23 protein-coding genes and 5 tRNA genes are annotated in these 25,375 nt (G+C 43.2%); 19 read left to right on the top strand and 9 right to left on the bottom strand.

Going from position 1 to position 25,375, the window contains the following annotated elements; translation table 11 throughout:
* The first annotated feature begins 225 nt into the window (after nt 1–225).
* The 4 genes from DVB69_RS07845 to DVB69_RS07830 all read left to right on the top strand — a co-directional run bounded on the left by DVB69_RS07845 (nt 226) and on the right by DVB69_RS07830 (nt 3,383).
* A complete protein-coding gene (locus DVB69_RS07845; RefSeq protein WP_116018302.1) occupies nt 226–1,077 on the top strand; it encodes a mechanosensitive ion channel family protein in 852 nt (283 codons plus the stop codon).
* A gap of 52 nt (nt 1,078–1,129) precedes the next feature.
* Complete coding sequence (locus DVB69_RS07840) at nt 1,130–1,426, top strand: rhodanese-like domain-containing protein (protein WP_116018300.1); 297 nt, start codon at nt 1,130–1,132, stop codon at nt 1,424–1,426.
* 103 nt (nt 1,427–1,529) lie between these two features.
* Entirely contained in the window at nt 1,530–2,243 is a 714-nt protein-coding gene (locus DVB69_RS07835; protein WP_116018298.1) for an N-acetylmuramoyl-L-alanine amidase, read from the top strand.
* Nucleotides 2,244–2,324: 81 nt separating this feature from the next.
* The gene (locus DVB69_RS07830; protein WP_116018296.1) at nt 2,325–3,383 is read left to right on the top strand and encodes an Mrp/NBP35 family ATP-binding protein; all 1,059 of its coding nucleotides are present in this window, start codon (nt 2,325–2,327) and stop codon (nt 3,381–3,383) included.
* A gap of 16 nt (nt 3,384–3,399) precedes the next feature.
* On the opposite strand, the gene gerD is transcribed toward DVB69_RS07830, so the two are convergent.
* The gene (gerD, locus tag DVB69_RS07825) at nt 3,400–4,011 is read right to left on the bottom strand and encodes a spore germination lipoprotein GerD (protein ID WP_116018294.1); all 612 of its coding nucleotides are present in this window, start codon (nt 4,009–4,011) and stop codon (nt 3,400–3,402) included.
* A gap of 139 nt (nt 4,012–4,150) precedes the next feature.
* Here gerD and DVB69_RS07820 point away from each other — a divergent pair, with 139 nt between their 5' ends.
* Nucleotides 4,151–4,828 carry a KinB-signaling pathway activation protein gene (locus DVB69_RS07820; protein WP_116018292.1) on the top strand — a complete coding sequence of 226 codons (678 nt, stop codon included), beginning with the start codon at nt 4,151–4,153 and terminating at the stop codon, nt 4,826–4,828.
* Nucleotides 4,829–4,872: 44 nt separating this feature from the next.
* Here DVB69_RS07820 and DVB69_RS07815 read toward each other — a convergent pair whose 3' ends face one another.
* Nucleotides 4,873–5,535, bottom strand: a complete 663-nt coding sequence (locus tag DVB69_RS07815) for a hypothetical protein (protein WP_116018290.1) — start codon at nt 5,533–5,535, stop codon at nt 4,873–4,875.
* A gap of 174 nt (nt 5,536–5,709) precedes the next feature.
* Here DVB69_RS07815 and DVB69_RS07810 point away from each other — a divergent pair.
* From DVB69_RS07810 to DVB69_RS07745, 14 genes are all read left to right on the top strand, one after another.
* Nucleotides 5,710–5,784 (top strand) — tRNA-Asn (locus tag DVB69_RS07810).
* 14 nt (nt 5,785–5,798) lie between these two features.
* Nucleotides 5,799–5,874 (top strand) — tRNA-Thr (locus DVB69_RS07805).
* Nucleotides 5,875–5,917: 43 nt separating this feature from the next.
* Nucleotides 5,918–5,992 (top strand) — tRNA-Glu (locus tag DVB69_RS07800).
* A gap of 67 nt (nt 5,993–6,059) precedes the next feature.
* Nucleotides 6,060–6,144 (top strand) — tRNA-Tyr (locus DVB69_RS07795).
* Nucleotides 6,145–6,227: 83 nt separating this feature from the next.
* Nucleotides 6,228–6,302 (top strand) — tRNA-Gln (locus DVB69_RS07790).
* Between the two features lie 273 nt (nt 6,303–6,575).
* Entirely contained in the window at nt 6,576–8,684 is a 2,109-nt protein-coding gene (locus DVB69_RS07785; RefSeq protein WP_116018288.1) for a sensor domain-containing protein, read from the top strand.
* 88 nt (nt 8,685–8,772) lie between these two features.
* Nucleotides 8,773–9,681, top strand: coding sequence for an arginase (rocF, locus tag DVB69_RS07780; RefSeq protein WP_116018286.1), 909 nt, complete (start codon nt 8,773–8,775; stop codon nt 9,679–9,681).
* A gap of 209 nt (nt 9,682–9,890) precedes the next feature.
* Nucleotides 9,891–10,454, top strand: coding sequence for an RNA polymerase sigma factor SigW (sigW, locus tag DVB69_RS07775; protein ID WP_116018284.1), 564 nt, complete (start codon nt 9,891–9,893; stop codon nt 10,452–10,454).
* Nucleotides 10,455–10,465: 11 nt separating this feature from the next.
* Complete coding sequence (locus DVB69_RS07770) at nt 10,466–11,107, top strand: anti-sigma factor family protein (RefSeq protein ID WP_116018282.1); 642 nt, start codon at nt 10,466–10,468, stop codon at nt 11,105–11,107.
* Nucleotides 11,108–11,249: 142 nt separating this feature from the next.
* Nucleotides 11,250–12,089, top strand: coding sequence for a diadenylate cyclase CdaA (gene cdaA, locus DVB69_RS07765; protein WP_116018280.1), 840 nt, complete (start codon nt 11,250–11,252; stop codon nt 12,087–12,089).
* Nucleotides 12,082–13,443 (top strand): CdaR family protein, encoded by a 1,362-nt coding sequence (locus DVB69_RS07760; protein ID WP_116018278.1) that lies wholly within the window; start codon nt 12,082–12,084, stop codon nt 13,441–13,443. Before cdaA ends, DVB69_RS07760 begins: the two co-directional genes overlap by 8 nt.
* Nucleotides 13,444–13,481: 38 nt before the next feature.
* Nucleotides 13,482–14,831 carry a phosphoglucosamine mutase gene (gene glmM / locus DVB69_RS07755; protein WP_116018276.1) on the top strand — a complete coding sequence of 450 codons (1,350 nt, stop codon included), beginning with the start codon at nt 13,482–13,484 and terminating at the stop codon, nt 14,829–14,831.
* Between the two features lie 127 nt (nt 14,832–14,958).
* Nucleotides 14,959–16,560: a diguanylate cyclase gene (locus tag DVB69_RS07750; protein ID WP_116018274.1), complete on the top strand. Its 1,602-nt coding sequence runs from the start codon at nt 14,959–14,961 to the stop codon at nt 16,558–16,560.
* Nucleotides 16,561–16,591: 31 nt separating this feature from the next.
* Complete coding sequence (locus DVB69_RS07745; RefSeq protein ID WP_116018272.1) at nt 16,592–16,966, top strand: response regulator transcription factor; 375 nt, start codon at nt 16,592–16,594, stop codon at nt 16,964–16,966.
* A gap of 48 nt (nt 16,967–17,014) precedes the next feature.
* Here the strand turns inward: DVB69_RS07745 and pstA are convergent, their stop codons facing one another.
* The 7 genes from pstA to DVB69_RS07710 form a co-directional block, all read right to left on the bottom strand.
* Nucleotides 17,015–17,899 carry a phosphate ABC transporter permease PstA gene (gene pstA / locus DVB69_RS07740; protein WP_116018270.1) on the bottom strand — a complete coding sequence of 295 codons (885 nt, stop codon included), beginning with the start codon at nt 17,897–17,899 and terminating at the stop codon, nt 17,015–17,017.
* A gap of 1 nt (nt 17,900) precedes the next feature.
* On the bottom strand, nt 17,901–18,857 hold the full coding sequence (gene pstC / locus DVB69_RS07735) for a phosphate ABC transporter permease subunit PstC (RefSeq protein WP_116018268.1): 957 nt from the start codon (nt 18,855–18,857) through the stop codon (nt 17,901–17,903).
* A 39-nt stretch (nt 18,858–18,896) separates the two neighbouring features.
* Nucleotides 18,897–19,862 (bottom strand): PstS family phosphate ABC transporter substrate-binding protein, encoded by a 966-nt coding sequence (locus DVB69_RS07730; protein WP_370452940.1) that lies wholly within the window; start codon nt 19,860–19,862, stop codon nt 18,897–18,899.
* Nucleotides 19,863–19,909: 47 nt separating this feature from the next.
* Entirely contained in the window at nt 19,910–20,587 is a 678-nt protein-coding gene (locus DVB69_RS07725) for a hypothetical protein (protein WP_199562824.1), read from the bottom strand.
* Between the two features lie 438 nt (nt 20,588–21,025).
* The gene (locus tag DVB69_RS07720; protein WP_158541064.1) at nt 21,026–23,836 is read right to left on the bottom strand and encodes an ATP-binding protein; all 2,811 of its coding nucleotides are present in this window, start codon (nt 23,834–23,836) and stop codon (nt 21,026–21,028) included.
* Nucleotides 23,837–23,974: 138 nt separating this feature from the next.
* The gene (gene pstB / locus DVB69_RS07715; RefSeq protein ID WP_116018264.1) at nt 23,975–24,787 is read right to left on the bottom strand and encodes a phosphate ABC transporter ATP-binding protein PstB; all 813 of its coding nucleotides are present in this window, start codon (nt 24,785–24,787) and stop codon (nt 23,975–23,977) included.
* Between the two features lie 92 nt (nt 24,788–24,879).
* On the bottom strand, nt 24,880–25,320 hold the full coding sequence (locus DVB69_RS07710) for a YtoQ family protein (protein ID WP_116018262.1): 441 nt from the start codon (nt 25,318–25,320) through the stop codon (nt 24,880–24,882).
* Nucleotides 25,321–25,375 lie beyond the last annotated feature (55 nt).

Here is a 25,375-nt window from a genome sequence, read left to right as displayed (position 1 = left end):
TTTGTATAGTCTATTAATTGCCAATGAAAAGTGTATACATAGAAAAATCTGGAGGGCAGGAAGGTGAATGCGGAAGCCTTCTATCCATTTACCGGTATAGGTTACATGTTCAAGTTGAAAGTAATTTTCTGACTTGTTAACTCAGCATCGGATTGCTTGAAAGTACGATTTCATATACGTTATGCTATTTCAATGCAACACAATGAAAGTGAGGGGAAGTTTACGATGCAGATTTTTGGGATACACATTCCTCTTGAAATGGAGAAACTAATTGCAACAGCCATCAAGCTTGCTATAGTAATTGTTGTCTTTTCAATTGCGCTACCTCTAGGTAAAAAGATGATCAGCGCAACAGTTCAGAAAATGTCCCTGACTAGAAAAACAACACCAGGTCGAATTAAAACTTTGGATAAACTATTGTTGAATGTCTTTTCTTACGTGATGATTTTTATTTTAGTTGGTACATTACTTAGAACGTTCGGTGTAGATATCGCGCCGCTAATTGCAGGAGCTGGGGTAGTAGGACTAGCCATCGGATTCGGAGCACAAGGGCTAGTCAGTGACGTCGTAACCGGCTTCTTTATCCTTCTAGAGCAACAGATGGAAGTAGATGATTATGTGACGGTTGCAGGGATTGACGGTGTCGTGGAAGAGATTGGTCTACGCACAACGAAAGTACGGGCATTCGACGGTACCCTTAATTACTTACCAAATCGGATTATCGAGAATGTAGCGAACCACACACGTGGCAACATGCGTGCTCTTGTTGATATCGGTATCAGTTATTTCAATGATGTCGATCAGGCAATTAGTGTTTTAGAACAGGTGTGCGAAAACTTTCAGAGAGACAATCGTTTCAAAGACGGTCCAAATGCTATCGGTGTCCAAAGTATTGACGGTACAGACGTGGTACTTCGTATAATTGGGCAAGTTGAAAATGGTCTTCAGTGGGAATGTGAACGGGACATTCGTAAAGCCGTGAAGGTGGCATTTGATGACGCGAATATCGAGTTGCCATTAAATTATCAAGTCATTCATCAACAGCAACAATTAGGCGAAAACAATGGACGCAATTGAATAGAACGTATATGATACCGATAGCAAGTTAAGCGTACAGGAGGCGTAAAAAATGAAAGAAATTACAGCGATTGAATTGGAAACAATATTAGACGAAGGTCAACAAGTCAACATGATTGACGTTCGGGAAGCAGATGAAATTGCGACAGGTAAAGTTATTGGTGCCATTCACATTCCGCTTGGAGAAATCCCTGTCCGTCTAAACGAGCTTGACAAAACGAAGCCCTATACACTCATTTGTCGATCGGGTGGACGTAGTGGTCGGGCTGCTGATTTTCTAGAAGAAGAAGGATATGACGTAACTAATATGACCGGCGGTATGCTTAGCTGGCAAGGCCCCATTGAATAAGTAAATGCAACAGACGACTTCCGTTTTAGGAAGTCGTCTTTTTTTATGCTTGGTCATATTCGAATCCACAGCTGCGTATAGTGGATGAAAAAGGCGGTGTCATATGAAGCGTGTAATGATTATTACCTTATTACTAGTGTGTTCTTTAAGTGTTGTCTGGTATGGAGTGAATGCTTCGGATCGAGCATTTTTCATGCCGGCTGAGCTTGCAGGCGTAAAAGTGCTGCTGGATGCAGGACATGGAGGAGAAGATGGCGGCGCCTCTACGGATGAGCTCATCGAAAGTGACGTCAATCTTGCCATTACAAAAGAAGTGGAAAAGAAGCTGAAACAAAAGGGTGCAACTGTTGTCATGACGCGCACGAAATCAGGAGATGCAATAGCTGAGCATGCGCCAGACAAAGAGTTTTCATCGATGCGTGAACGCAAGTTTGAAGATTTGAAGATGCGCGTCCAGATTGCAGAGACGGAAGAACCTGATTTATTTTTGAGTGTCCATGTGAATGCAATCCCAGAGAAGCAGTGGAGAGGTGCTCAAGTATTTTATCATCCAGAAGGTCATGAAGGCGGAGAGGCACTCGCAAAATCGATCCAGGGCTCTTTTAAAGAGCGATTAAAGAATACTGACCGGGAAGCAATGAAGATTAAAGGCGTGTATTTATTGAAGAATATCCAAGTCCCATCTGTGATTGTGGAAACGGGGTTCATTTCCAATCCGGAAGAGCACAAATTGTTAGCCGATCCAGCTTATCGTAAGAAGGTTGCCGATGCGATTGTTGCAGGGGTAGTGGCGAACCAGCTTATGGAACAAAAGTGATAAGCGAATGGACTTACGTAGAAGGAGTACTATGCTATACTTGGAGGTGAATGTACTAAACCTCGTAAGGAGTGTTCCGTTGTGATTAATGAAGAAACAGTACGTGAATTACTAGGCGGTATGAGCGATCCTTTTTTACATAAAACATTGGCAGAGACAGATGGGATTGTGGGTATTACCATCAAGCCTGAAAAGTCTCATGTGAGTGTGAAATTGGCGATTGCCAAAGTAAATACGGCAGAACAAATGACCCTACAAACTAAAGTTGTAGAAGTATTAAAAGCTGCAGGAGCCAACTCGGTTGGTATTCGATTTGAAGAATTGCCACAAGAGACGCTGGAGAAGTTCCGTGGAACTGCGACAGCTGCAGAAGCCCAGGATTTACTATCCCCTATCAATGACGTGACGTTCATCTCCATCGCGTCAGGTAAAGGTGGGGTCGGGAAGTCGACGGTTTCCGTTAACTTAGCAGTCGGTCTTGCTCGTCTTGGTAAAAAAGTAGGGCTGATTGACTCGGATATTTATGGGTTCAGTGTCCCGGATATGATGGGGGTTACGGAATCACCTGTAATTCGCGGAGATCGGATTATTCCTGTGGAACGTAAAGGCGTTAAAGTCATTTCAATGGGCTTCTTTGTTGAAGACAATGCACCTGTCGTTTGGCGTGGTCCGATGCTTGGTAAAGTACTCGACCAGTTTTTCAGAGATGTCGAGTGGGGCGAACTGGATTACATGATTCTTGACCTTCCACCGGGTACAGGTGATGTTGCGCTCGATATTCATCAGATGATTCCAGCTTCTAAAGAAATCGTTGTGACCACGCCGCATCCAACAGCTGCATTCGTTGCTGCTCGTGCGGGTGCAATGGCATTGCAAACAGATCACGCGTTACTCGGAGTTATTGAAAACATGTCTTGGTTCGCGTCCAAACAAACGGGTGAGAAGGAGTTTGTTTTCGGTTCTGGCGGGGGGAAGCGGCTAGCTGAAGAACTTCGCACAGAATTGCTTGGGCAAATTCCATTAGGCCAGCCGGATTGGGATGAAGAGGACTTCGCGCCATCTGTTTATGCAGCTGACCATCCAATCGGAAAGATTTACTTGGATATCGCTCAAAACGTCATTGATAACATACAAAAATAAATAAAAGCGGAGTGGGCTATTTACCCTCTCCGCTTTCTTCTTTGTCGTCTTTTTTGTCGCCTTCTTTTTTCTTTTTCTTTTCGTCTTTTTCGACAGGTTTCACCTCACCTGCTTGTAGAATGAGTTCTTGCCATTTTGCTTGGAGTAAGGGGCTGCTAATCGTCTCTTCAATGGCTTTTTGAAATTCCTTTTTCAAAGATCCCGAGTGCAAAATGTTTTCTAGCTGTTTTTGCATATCCGGTGTCCCAAAAAACTCTTCAAGCTCTTTTTGGAAGGATGCGTCATTCATCAATGCTTTCATAATTTCTTGTTGCTGATCCTTCATACTTGTTGCAATGGTTTTTTGGAACTTAGGATCATCGAACTTTTCTTTCCAAAAGTCTTTTCCTTCTTTTGAAAGTAGCGTCGATTCAATGGCGGAAGCTACTTCAGGTTGTTCAAGGACGAGCTGTTTACGGAATTCTTCTTCCGTAAGCAACTGTCTGATCGCTTTTTTTCCTTCCTCCGTTTGTATCGCATCAGTCATCATCTTTTTCGTTTCATCGTAAGAAGGAGCTGCGTTTTGTGCGTTGCTACATGCGGATAAGACGAATAGGACAGGGAGCAGATACATTGCTAATTTTCTCATGGTTTAGAAATCCCTCCACTGGCTTTTCAATTATTGTTCACAACTTTCCGCAGATTATGCAAAGACTGTTGAATGAAATAGATTTTTCGATAAATCGCTGTTACACTATAATTAGTAATTAAAACGGGGGAACGCTGTTGTGACTATACGAAATTGGATGAAATTTTTTATACGCGCTCTGCTCTTGGGAGGCGGAATTACAGGACTTGTCGGACTAATTGTTCGTTGGGACTTTTTTTACTCATATTTATCAACAGGTGAGTTTTTTCAGTTTTTAGGTGCTTTTTTATGGATGGTATTTCTAGGCTTTACGATGAGTGTTATCGCACAAATGGGCTTCTTCGCTTATTTAACCATCCATCAGTTCGGAGTCAATCTGTTTAGAACGTTGACACTCTGGAACTGGGTGCAAATGTTATTAATTGTCATCGTTCTGTTTGACTTAGTGTTTTTCAGATTCCGTCTTACTTCAGACGATACAGGACGTACTGTTCTCTATATGGTATTGCTTGCAATACTAGTAGGTACTGCTGTAGTAACGGCATGGTTCAAAGCACAGTGGACAAAAAAGCATATTCTAATCTCTGCATTGTTTTTCATGATTGTCATTACAACTATAGAGTGGTTGCCAGCGTTGATGGTTCGCAATGGCGAAGTCGACACATGGGTGACAATTATGTTATTCCCTCTTGTTGCGGTGAATGCTTATCAACTACTTGCACTTCCCAAGTACAATCGAAAGTCTGATGAGGACAAACTAAAATTAGATGCACGAAAAGCCGAGCGTAGAAAACAAAAAGCTGCGAATGCAAAATAACAAAAGACGCACACTAACGAAAATCGTTAGCTGCGCGTCTTTTGTTATTCGGGAATCTTTTTGGTTTTGACATTTGTCGCAAATAGTACATCTTCCACAGAGTGAAATTCACGGCTGTCTAGTAAACGATCAATGTCATCTAAAGTTGTTTTGCCCTTGCGCTCTAGGGCAATGGTCAATATTTCTCCTTTTTTGTGGGAAGGGAGTTTACCACCCTTCCAACGTAAAGTGGAACCGAGAGCATTTATTTCATGCTTCCATAAGGATTCTTGAAGTAGTTTTGGAAATACTTCATCGCTTGTACGGAACCAAAGAGGTCTTTTCTCGAATAGAATAGTGAATTCTTCTAGCTGCTTAGTTAAAAGGGTAGAATCTTCTTCATAGACGGCTCCTTTTTTACCCAAAAGAGCAACCGGGATATTCTTTTTACGAATGAGTTCAGAAGAGTCTGGGAAGCGCTTAGCCCAAGCGGTATCCACTAGTAACAAAGGATAGGGGGCTTCTAGATCTGCAATCCAGTTTTCAAGAGCAGAATCGCCAAAAGAAATATCCAGGGTCAGTGCGGAGCCGGATGTGCCTCTAACGATGACATCAGGTTCTTCTGTCAGTTTAAACACACTCAATAGTTGCGGAGCTGTAATGAAAGAGGGCCATAATACGAGAGTTAGCATACAAATAATCATGATCCAACCTATTTTTTTTAGCACAAAAAGCTCCTTTCAACATGTTTACTGTACTTTATGATGAAGGCTTGACCGTTATGCGCATCACATGCTATTATGTAAAAGTCGTCAATAGACGAAAGAACGCGAAAAAAACTATTGCTATATTTTGAAGTTCTGGTATAATTTTCGTTGTTCCATAAAAGCTAATTATATTATTCCGCAGTAGCTCAGTGGTAGAGCAATCGACTGTTAATCGATCGGTCGTAGGTTCGAGTCCTACCTGCGGAGCCATTTTCCATGCCTATGCTTCCATAGCTCAGTAGGTAGAGTGCTTCCATGGTAAGGAAGAGGTCACCGGTTCGAATCCGGTTGGAAGCTCCAGTAATCTGTACTGAACAGTTGGCGGCGGTTTAGCGGTTATTCCGGCCCCTTGGTCAAGCGGTTAAGACACCGCCCTTTCACGGCGGTAACACGGGTTCGAATCCCGTAGGGGTCACCATGTTTGTTCCAGTAATACATAGCAGATAAGCGATGTCGCCATGCACGCTTATTTATAATTAATCAATGGTGGGGTAGCGAAGTGGCTAAACGCGGCGGACTGTAAATCCGCTCCCTCCGGGTTCGGCGGTTCGAATCCGTCCCCCACCACCATTTTTCATGTATAGTTTCTAATAATAGTGGTTATCCTAATTTGTAGTACTCCGGCGCAGAGATGAGCCGATTTTTTTAATTATTGGGGTATAGCCAAGCGGTAAGGCAACGGACTTTGACTCCGTCACTCGTTGGTTCGAATCCAGCTACCCCAGCCATTTTTTAATTACTTGCAACAAACACCATACAGAAAATGATTAATCCAATCCAAACCAAACCACTCCAGTAGTGAAAACACCATTTAGTATATGTCCACAAACCTTGAATAATTCAAAAAATGATTTTTTGAAAAGTTGTAAAGCTGAACCGATAATTATAATAAGCCGTTCCTTGATCCTTCCTTGACTTAACGGAAAGGGTCTTTTTTGTTTTGTAGACATCAATAAAATTATGCAAAGCCCCAGGTGTGTCCTGGATGAAAGAGGTGTTATATGACGGACCATCAAGATATGATTCGTAACCTAATTAATCGTCATCAACACTTTGAAGTTTCGCAGTTGTTGAACGACATCGTTTTTGCAATAGACAATTCAGCGATTGTAGCAATTACCGATAGAACTGGGGAAATTATTTATGCAAATGAGTTTTTCTCAAACCTTTCAAAGTACTCTCAAGATGAGCTCATAGGAGCGAATCAGCGTATCGTCAATTCAGGATATCATCCTAAAACATTTTTTAAGGAAATGTGGAAAACAATTGGCCAAGGACAGATCTGGAGAGGTGAGATCTGCAATCGCGCTAAAGATGGTTCTCTCTATTGGGTGGATACGAATATTGTCCCTTTCCTAAACGAAAAAGGGATTCCTGAACAATATATTTCTATTCGACACAACATTACTGAAAAGAAAGGCATAGAAGCATCATTGCGAAAACAGGCAGAATTGTATCGGCTGATTACGGAGAACTCGGGTGACTACATTGCTGTCGTGGATACGGGTGGCATGATTCACTACCAATCGCCTTCAGTAGAAAAGTTAATGGGTGGCAAAAACCCCAACGTATTGCATGCAATGATAGAAGAGGATCGAGTCAACGTGAAAAAAGCTCTTCAACGGGTCAATCAAACAGATGTGCACGAAGTGTCGGTTGAATTTCGTTTGAAAGTAAACATAAATTGTATCTTACAAATGAGCGGAAGTTTGTCACGTATAACACCTGAAGGGGAATATGCAGGATACAGCGTTTTAGTCATGCACGATAACACCGTGACAAAAAAGCAGGAACAACTTATTTTAGATTTAGCATCCATCGACCAACTAACAGGATTGTTAAATCGAAGAGCCTTTTTAAAAGAGCTGTTTGTTGAAATCGATCGTGTGAAACAGACGGAAGAGTTACTTGGTCTAGTCCATGTCAACATTGACAAGTTACGTTATGCGAACGAAACTTTTGGTCATGATCGGGGTGATGAGATCATTAAGAAAATAGCAGAGCGCCTCACGTTGCATCTGAATGGGGCAGTATGCGGGCGAACAGCTGGGGATGAATTTGCTTTTGTAATGAAAAGTGAAAAGTCCACCACTGAACTACTCGAATGGACTCGCGATTTGCAAAAAATAATTGAAACACCTGTTGAAGTGGCAGGACAATTGTATAACCCATCTGTCAGTTGTGGATTATCTGTTTATCCTCTCCACGCTACTGAAGTGCCAGGTTGGATTACAACGACAGAGCAAGCGATGCAGTATGTGAAGAAACAAGGTGGCTCAGGAAGCGCTATTTTTGTACCAGATATGTACTCGAAATCATTGGATAGAATTATTCTGGAGAACGAGCTTCGAAAAAGCGTAAAAGAGGGACATTTCATATTAGAGTATCAGCCGAAAGTGAACTTGGATCAGGAGGAAATCGTTGGTTTTGAAGCGTTAGTGAGATGGCAACACCCTGATCTTGGAAGAATCCCTCCTGACAAGTTCATAGGACTTGCAGAAGAAACTAGGATTATTATTCCTCTTGGAGAATGGATCTTAGAAGAGGCATTTATCAAAGCGAAGCAACTTCAGGTTATGCGTACATGTCCGATCACGGTTGCAGTCAACCTCTCGGCAGTTCAATTAGAGAGTCCGGATCTCATTCCATTTGTTCGAAATCTTATGGAGAAAACAGGTGTAGATCCTGCGACCATTGAAATGGAAGTAACGGAAAGTGCTTTTGCTGATCGTTTAGAAATGAGTTCATCTCTTAGGCAGTTGCGAGATCTTGGATTTGTTGTATCCATCGATGATTTTGGAACAGGGTTTAGTTCGTTCAGCTATATAAAAGAATTTCCTGCGGAAACATTGAAGATAGACATGTCTTTTGTCCGCGATGTTGAAACGAGTGAAAATAGCCGGGCGATTATTAAAGCGATCGTCACCATGGCGGATACTGCTGGAATGAAAGTCATAGCGGAAGGAATTGAGACTGTGGGCCAAGCAGAAATTGTTAAGCGTCTAGGTTGTAGGGAGGGGCAGGGCTATTTTTATAGCCGACCACTTCCAGCGTCTGAGATAGCAGGACTCCTCAATAACTTTACAAAAACACGACGACCTATTGAATAAATATTCAATATATTGCTTGGTTGAGTCAATAGAATGAAGCGGTTACAATATAAATGTAGACAAAGAAAACTTCAGGGGGAAAAGAGATATGAAGAAGAATTTGAACATTTCATTGGTAGGGGTTCCGCTTGATTATGGACAAAGCCGTAGAGGCGTAGATATGGGGCCTAGTGCAATTCGTTACGCGGGTGCCGTACCTCGTCTTGAAGCGATTGGTCATCAAGTGACAGATACAGGAGATATCGCTATTCCAACAGGAGAGCGCGTTGGGCATGACAGCGATGGGTTGAAAAACCTGGATGAAGTTACAAATGCATGTACGGATCTTGCTGAACGTGTGGCAGAGTTGACGAAGACTGGACAGTTCCCGCTTGTTTTCGGCGGTGATCATAGCATGGCAATTGGTACACTTGCAGGACTTTCAGAGAAATACAATAATCTAGGAGTTATCTGGTATGATGCGCACGCTGATATCAATACTGAGAAAACATCTCCTTCTGGCAATATTCACGGGATGCCTCTAGCAGTCAGCCTTGGAATGGGCCATGATCGGCTTGTAAACATCTATAAAAAAGGTCAAAAAATCAAACCTGAAAACGTCGTTATCATCGGAGCACGTTCTGTAGATCCTGGCGAACGCGAAGTGATTAAGGATTTGGGGATTAACGTGTTCACCATGCACGAAATAGATAGGGACGGTATGACGTCTGTTATGAATCAGGCTATCGACTATTTAACATCTAAAAATATTGACGGTCTTCATTTGTCACTGGACTTGGACGGATTAGACCCACTTTATACGCCAGGTGTTGGAACGCCAGTACCAGGTGGAATCAGCTATCGGGAAAGTCATTTAGCAATGGAGATGCTTCAAGATTCAGGATTGCTAACTTCTGCGGAGTTTGTAGAAGTGAATCCAATCTTGGATGATAAGAATGCGACTGCTGACGTAGCTGTCGGACTAATTGGTTCGTTATTTGGCGAAAAACTTATATAGTACCGGACAAACGCAGTTTTTTAAATTGAAAATAATAGAGTGAAAAGCGACATGCAACCTATTGCATGTCACTTTTTTTTTACCGTATTGTAAATAGTGAGGAAATATTTTGTGTTGTTTGGTAAAATGAATTTATATTTAATGAAACCTGTAGACCCCTTCATCCGTATAGAAGGGACAGCCGCAGCAGAAGCGGAGGATGAGACTCGTTGGATGAATTGATCAATAAACGAATAAATGAAGTGCTGAAAGGAAATCAGGATTCTTTTGAAGAAATTGTACTGCTGTTTCAGCACCGCTTATATCATGTCTGTTACAGGATGCTCGGTAGTCGGGAAGAGGCACAAGATATCGCGCAAGAGGCTTTTGTGAGGGCGTATTCTAATTTGCATACATTTGACCAAAAGCGGAAATTCTCAACTTGGATTTTTCGAATTGCGACAAACCTTTGCATTGATAGGATTCGGAAAAAGAAACCAGATTATTCCTTAGATGCGCAAGTTCCTGGTACAGAAGGACTCGATATGTACTCACAAATTGCAGCTGCTGAAGATTTGCCCGAAGAGGAAGTCGAACGTATGGAGACACAAGAACGTGTTCAATACGAGGTCGGACGTTTGCCGGAAAAGTATCGTTCTGTCATAACGCTAAGGTACATGGAAGAACTACCACTCCAAGAGATTGCCGACATATTAGATTTACCGCTGGGCACTGTAAAAACACGTGTGCATCGAGGGCGGGACGCTTTACGAAAACAGATAGGTACAATGTAGGAGGGGTAAGGATGACTAATTGTCCAATTGAAGTTGTCCAGTATATGCACGAGTACCTGGATGGAGAAATCTCTCCTGAACAAGAGCAGGTACTGAACGAACATCTAGCTACATGCGAAGAGTGCCAAATACTTTTTGAGGAATTAAGTGATGCGGTCGCGCTTCTTGAACTCGCAGACCCGATGCAAGCACCTATTGGATTTGCAGAGGGAGTCATGGCTCGATTGCCACAAAGTACACAGCACAAAAAGAAGAAAGGAGTAAATCGTTGGTTACGCCGACATCCATTGTTGTCTGCAGCAGCGTTATTTCTCATTTTGATGAGTGCAGCACTATTTTCAAGTTACAATACAAACGATCATTTTTCAGTTACGATGCAACCAAACCTCGTGATTGAAGGGGATACAGTTGTCGTCCCGGCTGGTGAAGTGATTAAGGGAGACCTTGTCGTGAAAAACGGGGATATACGTATTGAGGGAGAAGTGGATGGCAATGTAACTGTCATACGGGGAGAGAAGTACATGGCTTCTACTGCCGTAGTAACGGGGAACATTGAAGAAATCGATGAGCTATTCGACTGGTTATGGTATAAGATCAAAACTGCATTCAAAGGACTGACCCCTGAAAAAGTTGAAAAGCAAGAAACTGAGTGAGCGACGTGCAATTATGCCGATCGCTTTTTCAGTAATTACGGGAACTTGAAAGCTTATATTCCCGTCTAAGTACAGCATGTAAAGTGTGCTCTATGGTATACTTAAATAAGTGAAAAATTGTCTGTAAAGGTAGGGGAAGCGCATGCCTGATTGGGGAATAGTTACAAATATGAATGCTGTTGAAGTCTTGAAAGCCATTTTGGATGTGCTTCTCGTTTGGTTTGTTGTGTATAAACTCATCACAATTATCAAAGGTACAAAAGCTGTACAGCTGTTAAAAGGAATATTTGTCATTTTAATTGTTCGGATATTGACAGACTTACTTGGACTCGACACTTTGAAATGGATGGTAGAGCAAGTTCTGACATGGGGGTTCCTTGCGGTTATTATTATATTCCAGCCTGAATTGCGTCGTGCACTTGAACAGCTAGGTCGTGGGCGATTGTTTGCTCGAAATCAAATGCAAGAGGAAGAAGAGCGGGATCGCCTAATTAGTGCATTTACTAAGTCAGTAAGTTATATGGCGAAACGCCGAATTGGTGCACTTATAACAGTCGAAAAAGAAACAGGACTCAGTGAATATATTGAGACGGGCATAGCGATGAATTCAGATATTTCCTCTGAATTAATTATCAATATCTTTATTCCCAATACACCGTTGCATGATGGGGCAGTTATCGTTCAGAAAAACAAAATTGCTGCAGCGGCATGTTATTTACCGCTTTCCGAAAGTCCATTCATTTCAAAGGAACTAGGAACACGCCACAGAGCGGCATTGGGAATTAGTGAAGTCACAGATGCCTTTACAATTATTGTTTCAGAAGAAACCGGAGCAGTGAGTGTGACAATTGACGGGGATATTAATCGTAATGTCACGATGGAAGAATTTGAAAAGATCGTACGTCTCGCATGGTTCGAAGACACTACAGCGGTTAGCGCTGTAAACTCCATTTGGAAATGGGGGAAGAGGAAAAATGGATAAATTCATGGATAGTCCTTGGTTTCTGCGATTAACGGCACTCGCACTTGCACTATTTCTCTTCTTTTCTGTGCGTGCAGACCAAGAAAAATCATCTCTTGCAAATGCAGGGGACTCGATGGATATTATTGGTGATGTACCCGTGGAGGTTTACTACGACAACGAAAACTTAGTGGTTACAGGGGTACCTGAAACGGTTAATATGACCATTAAAGGGCCGGCGACTATAGTGCAAAAAACGAAATTGCTTAAAGACTTTACTTTGAAAGTCGATTTGAGGAGCATGCCTATGGGAAGTCACACGGTTCAAATTCAGACTGAAAATATTTCGGATAAAATCAAAGTCGAATTGGATCCAGCGACCATAGAAGTGAACATTGAAGAGAAAGTTACACAATCATTTAGAGTGGATCCGGAAATGAATGATAAGTTACTGGCAGATGATTATGAACTGGCGAAAATGGAAGTGGATCCATCGACGATAGAAGTGACGGGCGCGAAAAGTGTTGTGGATTCCATTAATTTTGTAAAAGTTTCTGTAACTGGTGATAATGGGATCAACAAATCGTTCGAGCAAAAAGGAAGAGTTCGAGTACTCGATCGGGATTTGAATAAGTTGAATGTTTCTATTGAACCAGAAGAAGTCACTGTAAAAGTGCATGTAGAAGCGTATCATAAAGAGGTACCGATTTCCGTAAAGCAAAAGGGGAAAACAAAAGAAGGAGTTACCGTCAATTCCTTAACAACCGATGAAGAAATGGTTACCTTGTATGGTCCCCGTAAAACGGTAGATGCCATCGATCAGCTGAACGTGGATGTAGATGTAAGCGAGCTGTCCGGAAGTGGGAAGCAATCGATTGAATTGCCGAAACCTAAAGGGATACTGAAAATGTCTGTTGATAAAATAAACGTCAATATCGATGTCAAAGTATCTTCAGAAGGAGAAAAGGAAAAGGCTGACGACGATAAAGAAGATGATCAGGCCAGTCTGCCTACCTCTGAAGGATCTACGAATTCGGATGTCACAACAGAAGAACCATCCTTCAATGAACAGGAACCTACAGCAATTACTAAAAAGACTCGTGAATTCACTGGTATAAATATTGGGATACAAGGTCTAGACAAGAGTCTTACAGGGAATATCGTTAAGCCTTCAGATGGAGTAGCGGCCGTTACGGTAACAGGCGAAGAGAAAATAATCGATGCCCTTACTGAATCGGATGTTATAGTATTTGCTGATGCGAAACGTGTGAACCATGTAGGAGACCATGTCCTCCCCGTTTTTGTGCAAGTACCACCAGACGTTCATTATGAAGTGAATTTTAAAGATATTACAGTAATGGTTGAACACGCGTAAAGTACGCAGAATGGCTAGGATCGAAAGGGAGAATGAAAATGACTAAGTATTTCGGTACGGATGGTGTAAGAGGCGTTGCAAATTCAGAATTGACTCCAGAGTTGGCATTTAAGTTAGGTCGTTTTGGTGGTCACGTCCTCACGCAACATTCAACGGAAGTAGCACGTGTTCTTGTTGGAAAAGATACCCGTATTTCTGGTCAAATGTTAGAGAGTGCGTTAATCGCAGGGCTTTTGTCAACAGGAGTCGAAGTCATGACACTGGGTGTAATCAGTACACCAGGAGTCGCCTATTTAACAAGAGCAATGAATGCTCAAGCGGGTGTTATGATTTCAGCTTCACATAATCCAGTCGAAGATAATGGTATTAAATTCTTTGGAGCAGATGGCTTTAAGCTATCGGACGATCTTGAATCTGAAATTGAGCAGCTCTTAAATGCGGAGATAGATACCTTACCGCGTCCAACTGGTGGCGATGTAGGCACCATTACAGAATACTTCGAAGGCTGTCAAAAATACAATCAGTATTTGAAACAAACAATAGATGGTGATTTTGAAGGTATGCACGTTGTACTCGATTGTGCACATGGTGCAACTTCTACGATTGCGACACACGTTTTTGCAGATTTAGAAGCCGATCTCACTACGATGGGGGCATCCCCAAATGGATTGAACATTAATGACGGGGTTGGCTCTACACACCCTGAAGAACTGGCTAAACTAGTCCTTGAGAAAAACGCCCAAATCGGACTCGCATTTGATGGTGATGGGGATCGTTTAATCGCAGTTGACGAAACAGGTACAATTGTTGATGGAGACCAGATTATGTATGTAATTGGAACCTATCTTCATTCTAAAGGCGCGTTGAACTCAGATACGGTTGTTTCTACAGTTATGAGTAATCTTGGATTCTACAAAGCGTTAGATGACCAAGGAATCCAAAGTACCCAAACAGCTGTAGGTGATCGGTATGTAGTAGAAGAAATGAGAAGAGGCAACTACAATCTTGGCGGAGAACAGTCGGGACATATTGTTTTGCTGGACTACAATACAACAGGAGACGGTCTCATCACTGGACTCCAACTTGTGAATATTATGAAGAGAACAGGTAAGAAGTTATCTGAGTTGACGAGTGGGATGACGATTTATCCTCAAAAGCTTGTGAATATCCGAGTGACGGATAAGCATGCAGTGACGGATAACGCCAAGGTCGCTATGATTATCAACGAAGTGGAAGTTGAAATGGCTGGAGAAGGACGGGTTCTCGTGCGACCTTCAGGTACAGAGCCACTAGTTCGTGTGATGGTGGAGGCACCTACAACGGAAGCATGTGAAAGTTACAGCACAAGGATTGTCAATGTGGTTACGCAAGAAATGGGATTAGACTAACGATATTTTACGAAGAACTGAAGTTCCTGGATATAAAAGGGCTTCAGTTTTTTTAAAAGGAATGATGTTTCATGTATAAAGGGGATAAAGAGAAGATCTACCGTAGTTGGGACGGGGAGGTGTAGGGGTGGATTACGAAAAATATCGAAAACTACTGGCTGAAAAGATTGAAGATTCTTTTACACAATGGGGTAACAAGAAAATAGTGAACGAGTCAGAACTCTATGCATTTCTTCATACATTGAAGGGGACAGCAGGAACGATTGGTCTTCAGCCCCTAGCTGAATTTTGCGATGCACATTTAGAAATCTTGTCCCCAGATGATGAAGCGGGTATACCAATTTCATCATTAAAAAATTTTAAAAAGAACATTCGATTACTGGCAAATGGGAACGAGAAGAAAAGACGGGATCTTGTATTGCCAGACTTATCCGTGAATCATTTCGACCAGGATACTTTCATCTTACTCATTGATGATGATTTAGAGTTTGTCTCATTTGTTAAAGAATTGCTGGAACAGCTCGGTGCCCAAGTACTTGTCGCCATGAACGGCACGCGTGGTATTCAGCAATTTTACGATATGCAACCAAACATGGTGATGATCGATCTGCAACTCCCGGATATGACAGGTTTGGATGTGTTTGAAAAAATCCGTGATACTGCCAGTGACCGACATGTGGTTTCTATATTAATGAGCAGTAACCATTCAGATGAAGTCATTGGTCAGGCATATACAGCAGGCTTGATGGATTTCATCCGCAAGCCATTTGACCTGAACGTATTTTTGCCTTACTTATTCAATAGGGATAAATTGAGGAAAGCGATTAGTCAATCCATTACAACAGACGGATTAACTGGCGTAGGTAATCGGAAGCGTTTGGATGAGATGCTGAAGTATTGTGAACGGCTAACATTACGCTCAGGAATTCCTTTCTCAGTCGTTATGATAGACTTAGATCATTTTAAGAGTGTAAATGATACATATGGACATCATACAGGTGATGAAGTGCTTAAAAACTTCAGCAGGATCGCTCTGGCAGAAAAACGAGAGACTGACTATATCTTCCGTTACGGTGGCGAAGAGTTTGCCATGCTCATTTCTGGTGGCAAAGACGAAGCGCATACTTTCGTAGAACGATTGCATGAATCCTTTAATGGAGTTGTGTTTGAAGAAGGAGACAAATCATTTTCCGTGACGTTTTCTGCAGGAATAGCAGAATATGAAGGAAGGCTAGAAATGCTTCTTATTGAAGCTGACCAAGCACTTTATCAGGCTAAGCGCACAGGACGAAATCAAAGTGTTATTTTTGATAAGAATCAAGTAGAAGTAAAACGTAAACTTCAAGTCATTATTATCGACGATGATCTTCTTATTCGTACAATGTTGGAAGAGGAACTAAGCGGATGGAGTTTGCCGGACATTGAGTTATCGGTGAAGTTGTTTGAAGACGGAGTTTCATTTTTAGCAGCAGATTGGTATGATCCTGACACGAACTTCATTATCCTGCTAGATGGGATAATGCCGGGTATGGATGGACTGGAAGTATTAGAACGTCTCAAGCGAAGACCTGATACAAATAATATCCTGGTCTCGATGATGACGGCCCGAACGAGTGACCAAGACATTAAGTCTGCACTATGGCTCGGTGCTGATGATTATATGATGAAACCATTCCAAAAGAATGAGATTTTATCCCGCATCCAGAACTTGTCATCCAGATTGTTTTAATACAAAATTGGCTACACCAGGAGGATCGCTCATGGAAGAAGGCAAGAAGATATTGGTGGTCGATGATGAAGAAATTTTAAGGATGCTAATCGCTGATACGCTTTCTTTTGAAGGATATGCGGTGGAAGAAGCGCAAGACGGACAAGAAGGGCTCGACAAGGCTGTAACTGGTCATTTTGATGTCATACTCCTCGACTACATGATGCCTAAATTGACTGGGCCGGAGTTGTTGGAACGCTTACAGCCACTCAATCTTGGGATTCCAATTATTATGCTAACTGCCAAAGCCCAGCAATCAGATAGAGACTTAGCTGCTCATTTTGGAGCGGATTACTTCATGCCTAAGCCTTTTAGTCCTTCAGAACTTGTAACGCTCGTAAAACAAGTATTGGAAGGGTCCGTATAACTATAAGAAAACGCTAGTTCCGTTAAATGGGAACTAGCGTTTTTGTTGTTATGCTTTCATACTGTACTTGTTTCTCAGGTAAATCGCGGAACCGTTTAAGAGGAATAGGCTGATGAGCAATACAATGCTGGCAGCTGCTGCTAGGTGAGCATAATCAGCGACGAGCGCTGCATCCAATGTCCAGTAGTAGATTTGCATCGGTAACACTGTGAAACGATCTAAGATTCCTCCTGGGAATGGGATGAGTAACGCAGGTATACCGAGTACGACAAGCGGTGCAGTCTCTCCGATAGCTCTTGAAAGAGCTAAAATTGCGCCCGTCATAATAGAGGGGAGGGCGACAGGTAAAATCACTGACTGTATAGTTTGCCATTTCGAACCACCTAATGCGTAAGAGGCATCACCAAGCTGACTTGGAACGGATCGTAGTGCTTCTTGAGCAGCCACAATGACAATTGGTAGGATGAGTAATGACAACGTAAGTCCTCCAGCGAGCACGACACTTCCAAATCCAAGTACTCTTACAAAAACAGTTAAACCTAGAATTCCGTAAACAATCGAAGGAACGCCAGCAAGATTCGCGATATTGGTTTGAATGAACGTTCTGATCTTACCGTTCTTTGAATAGAGTTCCAAGTAAACAGCAGAACCGATTCCCACGATCATAGTTACAGGAACAACAACGGCAAGTAACCAGAAGGTGCCGAGCACGGCACCCATAATACCTGCCTTTTCTGGAGAGGTAGAAAAGCGCCCTGTTAGAAAGTCGAGTGAAAGCCAACTCAGCCCTTCAGAAGTGATACGAGCCAACAAGATGCCCATGATGACAATTCCAAATAGAGCCGCAGCACCAAACACTAGTTTAGCCGCTCGATCAGCTAGAAGACGGAAACGAATTCTGGATGGACTAGACGGTTGTCGGGTATGGAGCATATTAATAGACCTCCCGAAACTTACGTGCGATTTTCCCAGCAAGTAAATTCATGATTAAAGTCGTTGCGAATAGAGTCATCGCAACTGCATACAGGCTGTAGTAGACCGTGGATCCCGCTGCTGCATCACCACTAGTAACTTCAACGATGTAAGCAGTCATCGTTTGCATAGATTCAGTAATGTCAAACGTGAAGTTTTTAGAACTACCGCTTGCAATGGCGACAATCATCGTTTCACCGAGCGCACGTGATATTCCTAGAACGAATGAGGCGATGATACCAGAAAGTGCGGCAGGAACGACCACTTTCAATGCCGTTTCCAATTTGGTGGCACCAAGTGCCGCAGAGCCTTCGCGCATTGCTGCAGGTACAGATCGCATCGCATCTTCAGAAAGAGAGGCAATCATAGGAATGATCATCACTCCCATTACCAAACCAGGACTCAAGATATTCGTAGCCTCCAGGCCGGGAATCCATTGACGTAGTAATGGCGTCACAAATGTGAAAGCGAAGAATCCATAAACAATTGTCGGCACACCCGCTAATAATTCAAGAGCAGGTTTAAGGATGCTGCGAACTCTTCGTGAAGCATATTCACTTAAGTAGATTGCTGCCATGAGACCAATTGGACCGGCAACTAAGATTGCAATACCGGATGAAACCAGGGTTCCCATCACAAGTGGAAGTATCCCGTAGGCGGGTGTTTGACTCAATGGTTTCAACACAGTACCTGTAAAGAAATCGAGGATTGGAACTGCTTTAAAAAATTCAACAGTCTCGGTCAATAAAATAAGGAGAATCCCTACCGTCGTAAAGACGGATAGGGATGCTAGTAGAAACAGAAACCGTGGAATCCATACTTCCATTGTTTTTCTAAAAGACTTCTGATCCTGATTGTGACGGATGAGGTCACGGATGTTGCTGGAGCTACTTGAGTTTGCTTGGAATGGAGATGTCATAACCTCACATCCTCCTTTTCTGCGATGGGTGGCGGTGATTTACTTGTCGCTGAGTGTATTCAGGAAGTCTAAGTTCTCTTTACTCTCAGATTCGGGAATTGGAGCAAATCCGGTTTCACCGGCCATCTTGTTGGCATTCTCTAAAACATACTTTGCATAGTCGAGTACTTGTGGCTTGTCTTCTGCGTGCCCGACATTTAAATACGTAAACACAGGACGCGTGAATGTTGCGTATTTACCGTCTTCTGCAATCGTTTCAAGAGACGGTTCAACCGGTCCTTCTCCAAAATCTACAGGTACTGCTTGGAGCTTCTCTTGGTTACCTGCATAATAGCCATATCCAAAGAATGCGATGCCATTCTTGTCTTCAGAGACAAGTGTGACGAGTGTTGAGTAGTCTTGTTGCAAGTTAACGGAAGGCTTTAAATCTTGTTCTTCCAACACTTTCTCATAGAAGAATTCGTAAGTCCCGTGGTTTTCGTTAGGTCCCATTGCCTTGATTTCTTCGTCTGGCCAAGAAGGATCCAAATCAGACCATTTTGTTACATCACTATCTGCTTTAAAAATACTTATAAGTTGTTCAGGTGTCAGTTGATCCACCCAATCATTATCTTTATTAACAACGAATGTGAGGCCGTCCAGTGCGAGTTTGAGTTCTTTCACTTCAATCTCTGCATCCTCTGCAGCCTGACTCTCTTCATCTTTTATTTTACGTGAAGCATCATTGAAATCTGTTCCATCCTTCACAAGAAATTTCTTGAATCCAGCACTTGTTCCGGCCCGGCTCACTTCTACAGAAACTCCTTCTTGTTCTTCTACCATGTAGGTTTCAGCGAGTTTCGCCATGAGAGGGTATACGGTGCCTGAACCATCGATGAGAACGCTACCTTCAAGTTCCGTTGAAGCAGTGGCAGAAGCTGTGTCACTCTCTTCATCCTTTGAGCTACAAGCTGCGAGTGTAAGTGCCGCCACTCCGATAAGCATGGTTTTTTTAATGGATTTGATCAATGAATGTTCTCCCCTTTGATTATGTTTTGTATGCCTTTCAACTCTTAGTATAGGGATGGAGTGTAAAGGCGGTATGGGAGAAGTGTAAAGACTGTGTAAAGATGAAAGGGAGGCAGGAGTCGGCTTGTCCTAACGAGCAACCCGCTCGTATCAGCGGTGAACCCGCTCGTTCCGGCGTTGAACCCGCTCGTTTCAGCGGTGAACCCGCTCGTTCCGGCGATGAACCCGCTCGTTCCAACGATGAACCCGCTCGTTTCAACGGTGAACCCGCTCGTTCCGGCGATGAACCCGCTCGTTCCGGCGTTGAACCCGCTCGTTCCGGCGGTGAACCCGCTCGTTCCAACGATGAACCCGCTCGTTCCGGCGGTGAACCCGCCCGTTTCAGTGGTGAACCCGCTCGTATCAGCGATGAACCCGCTCGTTCCGGCGATGAACCCGCTCGTTCCAACGGTGAACCCGCTCGTTCCGGCGGTGAACCCGCTCGTTCCGGCGGTGAACCCGCTCGTTCCCACGATGAACCCGCTCGTATCAACGGTGAACCCGCTCGTTCCGGCGATGAACCCGCTCGTTTCAACGGTGAACCCGCTCGTTCCGGCGATGAACCCGCTCGTTCCAACGGTGAACCCGCTCGTTCCGGCGATGAACCCGCTCGTTCCAACGGTGAACCCGCTCGTTCCGGCGGTGAACCCGCTCGTTCCAACGGTGAACCCGCTCGTTCCCACGGTGAACCCGCCCGTTTCAACGGTGAACCCGCTCGTTCCGGCGATGAACCCGCCCGTTTCCCATGGCAGGGTATCTTTTACAATTTGTATCGATGCTAGCGACTAATCCATCTTTCCCCGATTCAAAACCAAGACTAATTGGTGTGCTCCGCTTCGCATCGCATTTACTGCTGGGAGATTCATAGAAACTAGTAAATACCGATCAAGCAAGAGGCGAATCCACTCAAGTAATGCCAAAAGTGATCAAGCAAGAGGGGAATCTGCTCAAGCAATGCCAAAAGTGATCAAGCAAGAGGGGAATCTGCTCAAGCAATGCCAAAAGTGATCAAGCAAGAGGCGAATCCGCCCACCCAACCCACTCGTTCCCTCACCATGGCCAACCCCTCAAAAAAGCCACCGGGCGATGCAGGAAACTTCCTGCACACCCAGTGGCTCATGTTACTCATCTTTCGTAGGATATAAAATTCGCCCGTCATCCACTTTCAGCGTTTCAGCAACGGTTTCTGTTAGTGTTCGAAGCGGATAAGGCTTTGTCATGTAATGACTGATTCCAAACTTGCGCGTTAACTCTTCTTCACGTTCCAACGCAGAAGAAATTATGATTGGGATGTGGCGTGTCTCGATGTCATCCTTCAACATGCCGATTAAATCCCAGCCGGTCAGTTCTTCTCTAAGCATTAAGTCGATGACCATACAGTCGGGATGATGCTTCTTCGCGTAAGCAAACGAACTGGCTACATCTTGGAATTGGAAAACTTCATATTCATGTGCTTTCAATTCTTCTTCTAATAACAGTGCGATACTTGCATCATCTTCGACTACAACGATTGCAGGTAAGCCGGAGCGCTTTGACAATCGCGTCTGAGAAAGTTTTAAAGGAATTGTGAAACTGACTGCAGTGCCAACATTTTCTTCAGATTGCACGGTTATTTCTCCACCATGTTTTTCAATGATCTTACGGCATATCGCAAGACCTAATCCGGTTCCTCCGATGTTTCTTCTATACGTATTATCGAAACGATAGAATTTTTCAAACATATGCTTCAATTCATCCGCCGGAATGCCAATTCCTTTGTCCTGGACGGTGACTTTCAAATGTTCCCCTTGTTGTGTAAATGTCACACGTACATCGCCACCATCTGGAGAAAACTTAATCGCATTGCTGAGCAAATTCGTGAAAACTTGAACAATGCGATCCGGATCCACCATGCAAATGGTTGGTTTATCATTCACTTGTAGTGTTATCGAATGATTATCCTGTGATGAGAAGTTTTGTATGGTCTGCTGTGCAATGTCCGCAATGTCCACTTCTTGCATCCTATATTCCTGGTTCCCGGACTCCATACGTTGCACGTCTAAAAAGTCATTGATCAAAGAGGTAAGGCGTTTTGCTTCTTTATAAATCGCATCGAGATAACGGGAGCGCCTTGAACTATCCATCTCTTTACCGATGAGTAATTCGGTAAATCCGAGAATACTTGAAAGCGGAGTCCTTAGTTCATGACTCACTGTTGAGACGAGTTCTGTTTTCATTTTATCTACTTCAAATGCTTTAGTAATGTCTCTGTGGACAAACAGCGTACCAATCCGTTGACCTTCGTAGTATACAGGAGATCCATAAAGAGAAATCACTTTCGCTTCTGAACCCTCGACTGTGTAGACTGTCTCTGCGAGTCCAGGAGTTTCGTCTTCTAGAGAAGTATTTATAAAACTTATGAGTGCCTCTGGATTACTGGATAGTTCAGCCATTCGTTCTTTCCAGTCCTGCTGAGAAAGTGATTCAGAAGGAAGGTCCATTAAGGTCGATAGCGCCTGGTTCACTTGAACAGAGGCGTCTTCCATGGAGATAAACTGAATGCCTTCCTCCAGATTATCGAGTATCGTCTGGTTCAGTTGCCGTTCCTTACTTATAAGTTCATGTTGGTCGATTCGATCGATTGCAAAGGATACACGGCTTGCGAGCGCGAATAAGTCTGCCTGATCTTCTACTGAAAATTCGAGTGATGAACTACTAAGAACGAACAGTGCATTAAATGTTTGACCACTAATATGGGGTGCTGCATAAAATTCATAGGTGATTGAGCCGTCTTCTCCTACACGTTGTAGTTGGAAGTAAGGTTCCGCCTTTAAGCGATCAATTGTTGCTTGTGTCAGCAGATCTGGGTAACTAGCATAAGACTCATCTAAATCTCCTTGTAACACATGCTGATCGGTCGAGGGCAGGTAGATCATTCCATGGTCGATCAAAAACAAGGTATCCAAGTAGTTGAGAGTTGAAGTTGCAATCCCCTTCGCATCATCCGAAAAGGATAGCTGATGACTAAGACCGTTATAGCGTTCTAATCGTATTTTAGAATTGCGCGCTTCTTCGAGAGCACTCTCGAGTTGTTTCTTCTGAACGAATAATTCATCCTGCTGTGAGAGTAATTCTTCTTGCTGGGACAAAAGCTCTTCGTTTTGTGCTAGTAACTCTTGTTCCTTCACCTGTATCGTTTCCATCATTCCAGCAAACGAACGGGAAAGGGAGCCAAGCTCATCTTCTCGGATTTCAGGTTCATAATTCACATCCTGATCAGACATGTAGCGTTCGGTCGCTGACGTCATAGATTCAATAGGAGAGATGAGTTTACTCACAACTCGCCAACTAAAGAAAATCAGGAACAAAAGTGAAAGAACTCCTACGAGTAGAATGGCTACATAGAGCTGATTCAACTGCCGCTCAGATTTTTGATAAAATTCATCTCGAGCTTCTTGTGCCTGTTTTTCGTATTGGTCTGCATATTTGATGAACTGATTGACTGAGAGGTTTGTACCTGAACTAGACAATTCACGCAAGCCTTCGTAGTCATCATCGTCTACTAACTTTATGGCTTTAGGTAGAATAACCTTTTCAAAATTAGAAATGAACCCTTTAATTTCAGTGGTGAATTGTTGTTCTTCCTTTGTTAACTCAATCGTACTCAATCTGTTGTTTAACTCGTCAATTTTAAGGAGTTCTTCATTAGCCAACTTCAGTTCGTGTTCGAATTTGAATGCATAGAATCCACGAGTTCGAAAAAAGAGATCTGAGATGCTGTCGGAGAGTTCACCAATTACTTTCGCTTTTTCAGTTTGTGCCTCTAGATTTTCACTTCGATGTTCGAACATGGAAGTGCTATAGAAATAAGCTGCTCCAAGTAATAGAAACAATCCAATCGAGAGCGCTGCAATGATTCTCATATAATAGGTACGAATGCTCTTTCTGCGCACGGTCCACCTCATTAACTTCTGATTTGATACTCCTATTCTATCACGCCGGTTGAAATCGCGTAGTAGTTTTTTCACCTTTTATAAAAATAAAAAACGGGCCATTCCCTTCAAATAAGAAGGGAATGGCCCGTTTAGGTTTCATCCAAAACGACCGTTTACATAATCATCCGTCAAATGACTGGATGGCCGTTCAAAAATAGCTTCTGTACGATCATATTCCACCACTTCGCCGTGTAAGAAGAAGGCTGTGCGATCTGAAATCCGTGCAGCTTGTTGCATGTTGTGCGTCACGATAACAATGGAGACGTCTTTCTTCAATTCACCGATCAATTCTTCCACTTTGTTGGTCGACACAGGATCCAGGGCAGAAGTTGGCTCATCCATAAGTAAGACAGATGGTTCAATAGCGAGTGAGCGTGCGATACACAGTCGTTGCTGTTGTCCCCCAGAGAGCCCAAATGCGCTTGAGGTTAGGCGATCTTTCACTTCGTCCCAAAGAGCGGCTTTCTTCAGGCTGTTTTCTACGATTTCATCCAACATCGCCTTTTTACGGATTCCATGAAGCTTCGGACCGTATGCGACATTGTCGTAAATCGATTTCGGGAATGGGTTCGGCTTTTGGAACACCATTCCGACTTCAGAGCGTAACCGTTCGACAGTGGCGTGCAACAGATCGGTGTCTTTAAACGCTGCGCTCCCAGCAATCCGAACGGCAGGATCGGTCTCAACCATTCGATTCAATGTTTTTAAATAGGTGGATTTCCCACAACCAGATGGACCAATGATTGCAGTCACTTCGTTTTCAAAAATAGTTAAATCGATATTTTTTAGTGCGTGAGTATCTCCATACCAAACGTTCAGACCTTCCGTTGTAAAAATCGCTGCGGGCGCTTCGGTTTGTGCAACGACCCGCAAACGAGTAGCCGGTCGGTAATTCGTTAATGTAGTCATGCGCGCTGCCCCTCTCTTGTATCTTCTCCATCAGTATAAAGAAGAAGTGTTGAGGGGGTATGAAGGTAGTGTAAAGATTGTGTAAAGATTGGTTACTCGAATATATACTTAAGTGCTTTTAATGCCTGATCAGGCGTTTCCACAGTGGCGTGGGATTTTCTAGAGAGTTCCTTAAGTGCATGGTGATGCTCATGCGGGCGGATTAAAATTAGCGGCTTGTTTAGCGAAACTGCTGTACTTGCATCCATTGCCGTATTCCATTGCTTATACTTTTCACCGAATAGTGCAATGACAAGATCACACTTCTTCAGTAACAATTCAGTCCGTAAGTTATTGAAGCTCGACGCAGCAGCATCTTTTGCGACAGCGTCATGTTGTGTGCCAAGGATTTCTTCCCCGATATTGTCCGAACGGTCGTGGTCTTCCATAGGACCGTAAAACGTGACGGGCAACCGAAGTGCGGCTGCTTTTTCTTTGATTTCATCACGCCAAGAGCTGTGGATTTCACCTGCTAAGTAAACCGATAATTCCATTTGGATCTCCTCCTCAATTCTATTGATTTCATTGTAGCAGAATATTGCCTCAAAT

Source organism: Sporosarcina sp. BI001-red, from assembly GCF_003384035.1.
GTDB lineage: Bacteria > Bacillota > Bacilli > Bacillales_A > Planococcaceae > Sporosarcina.
The sequence above is the reverse complement of the archived record's forward strand: the minus strand, read 5'-3'. Positions and strand labels throughout refer to the sequence as shown.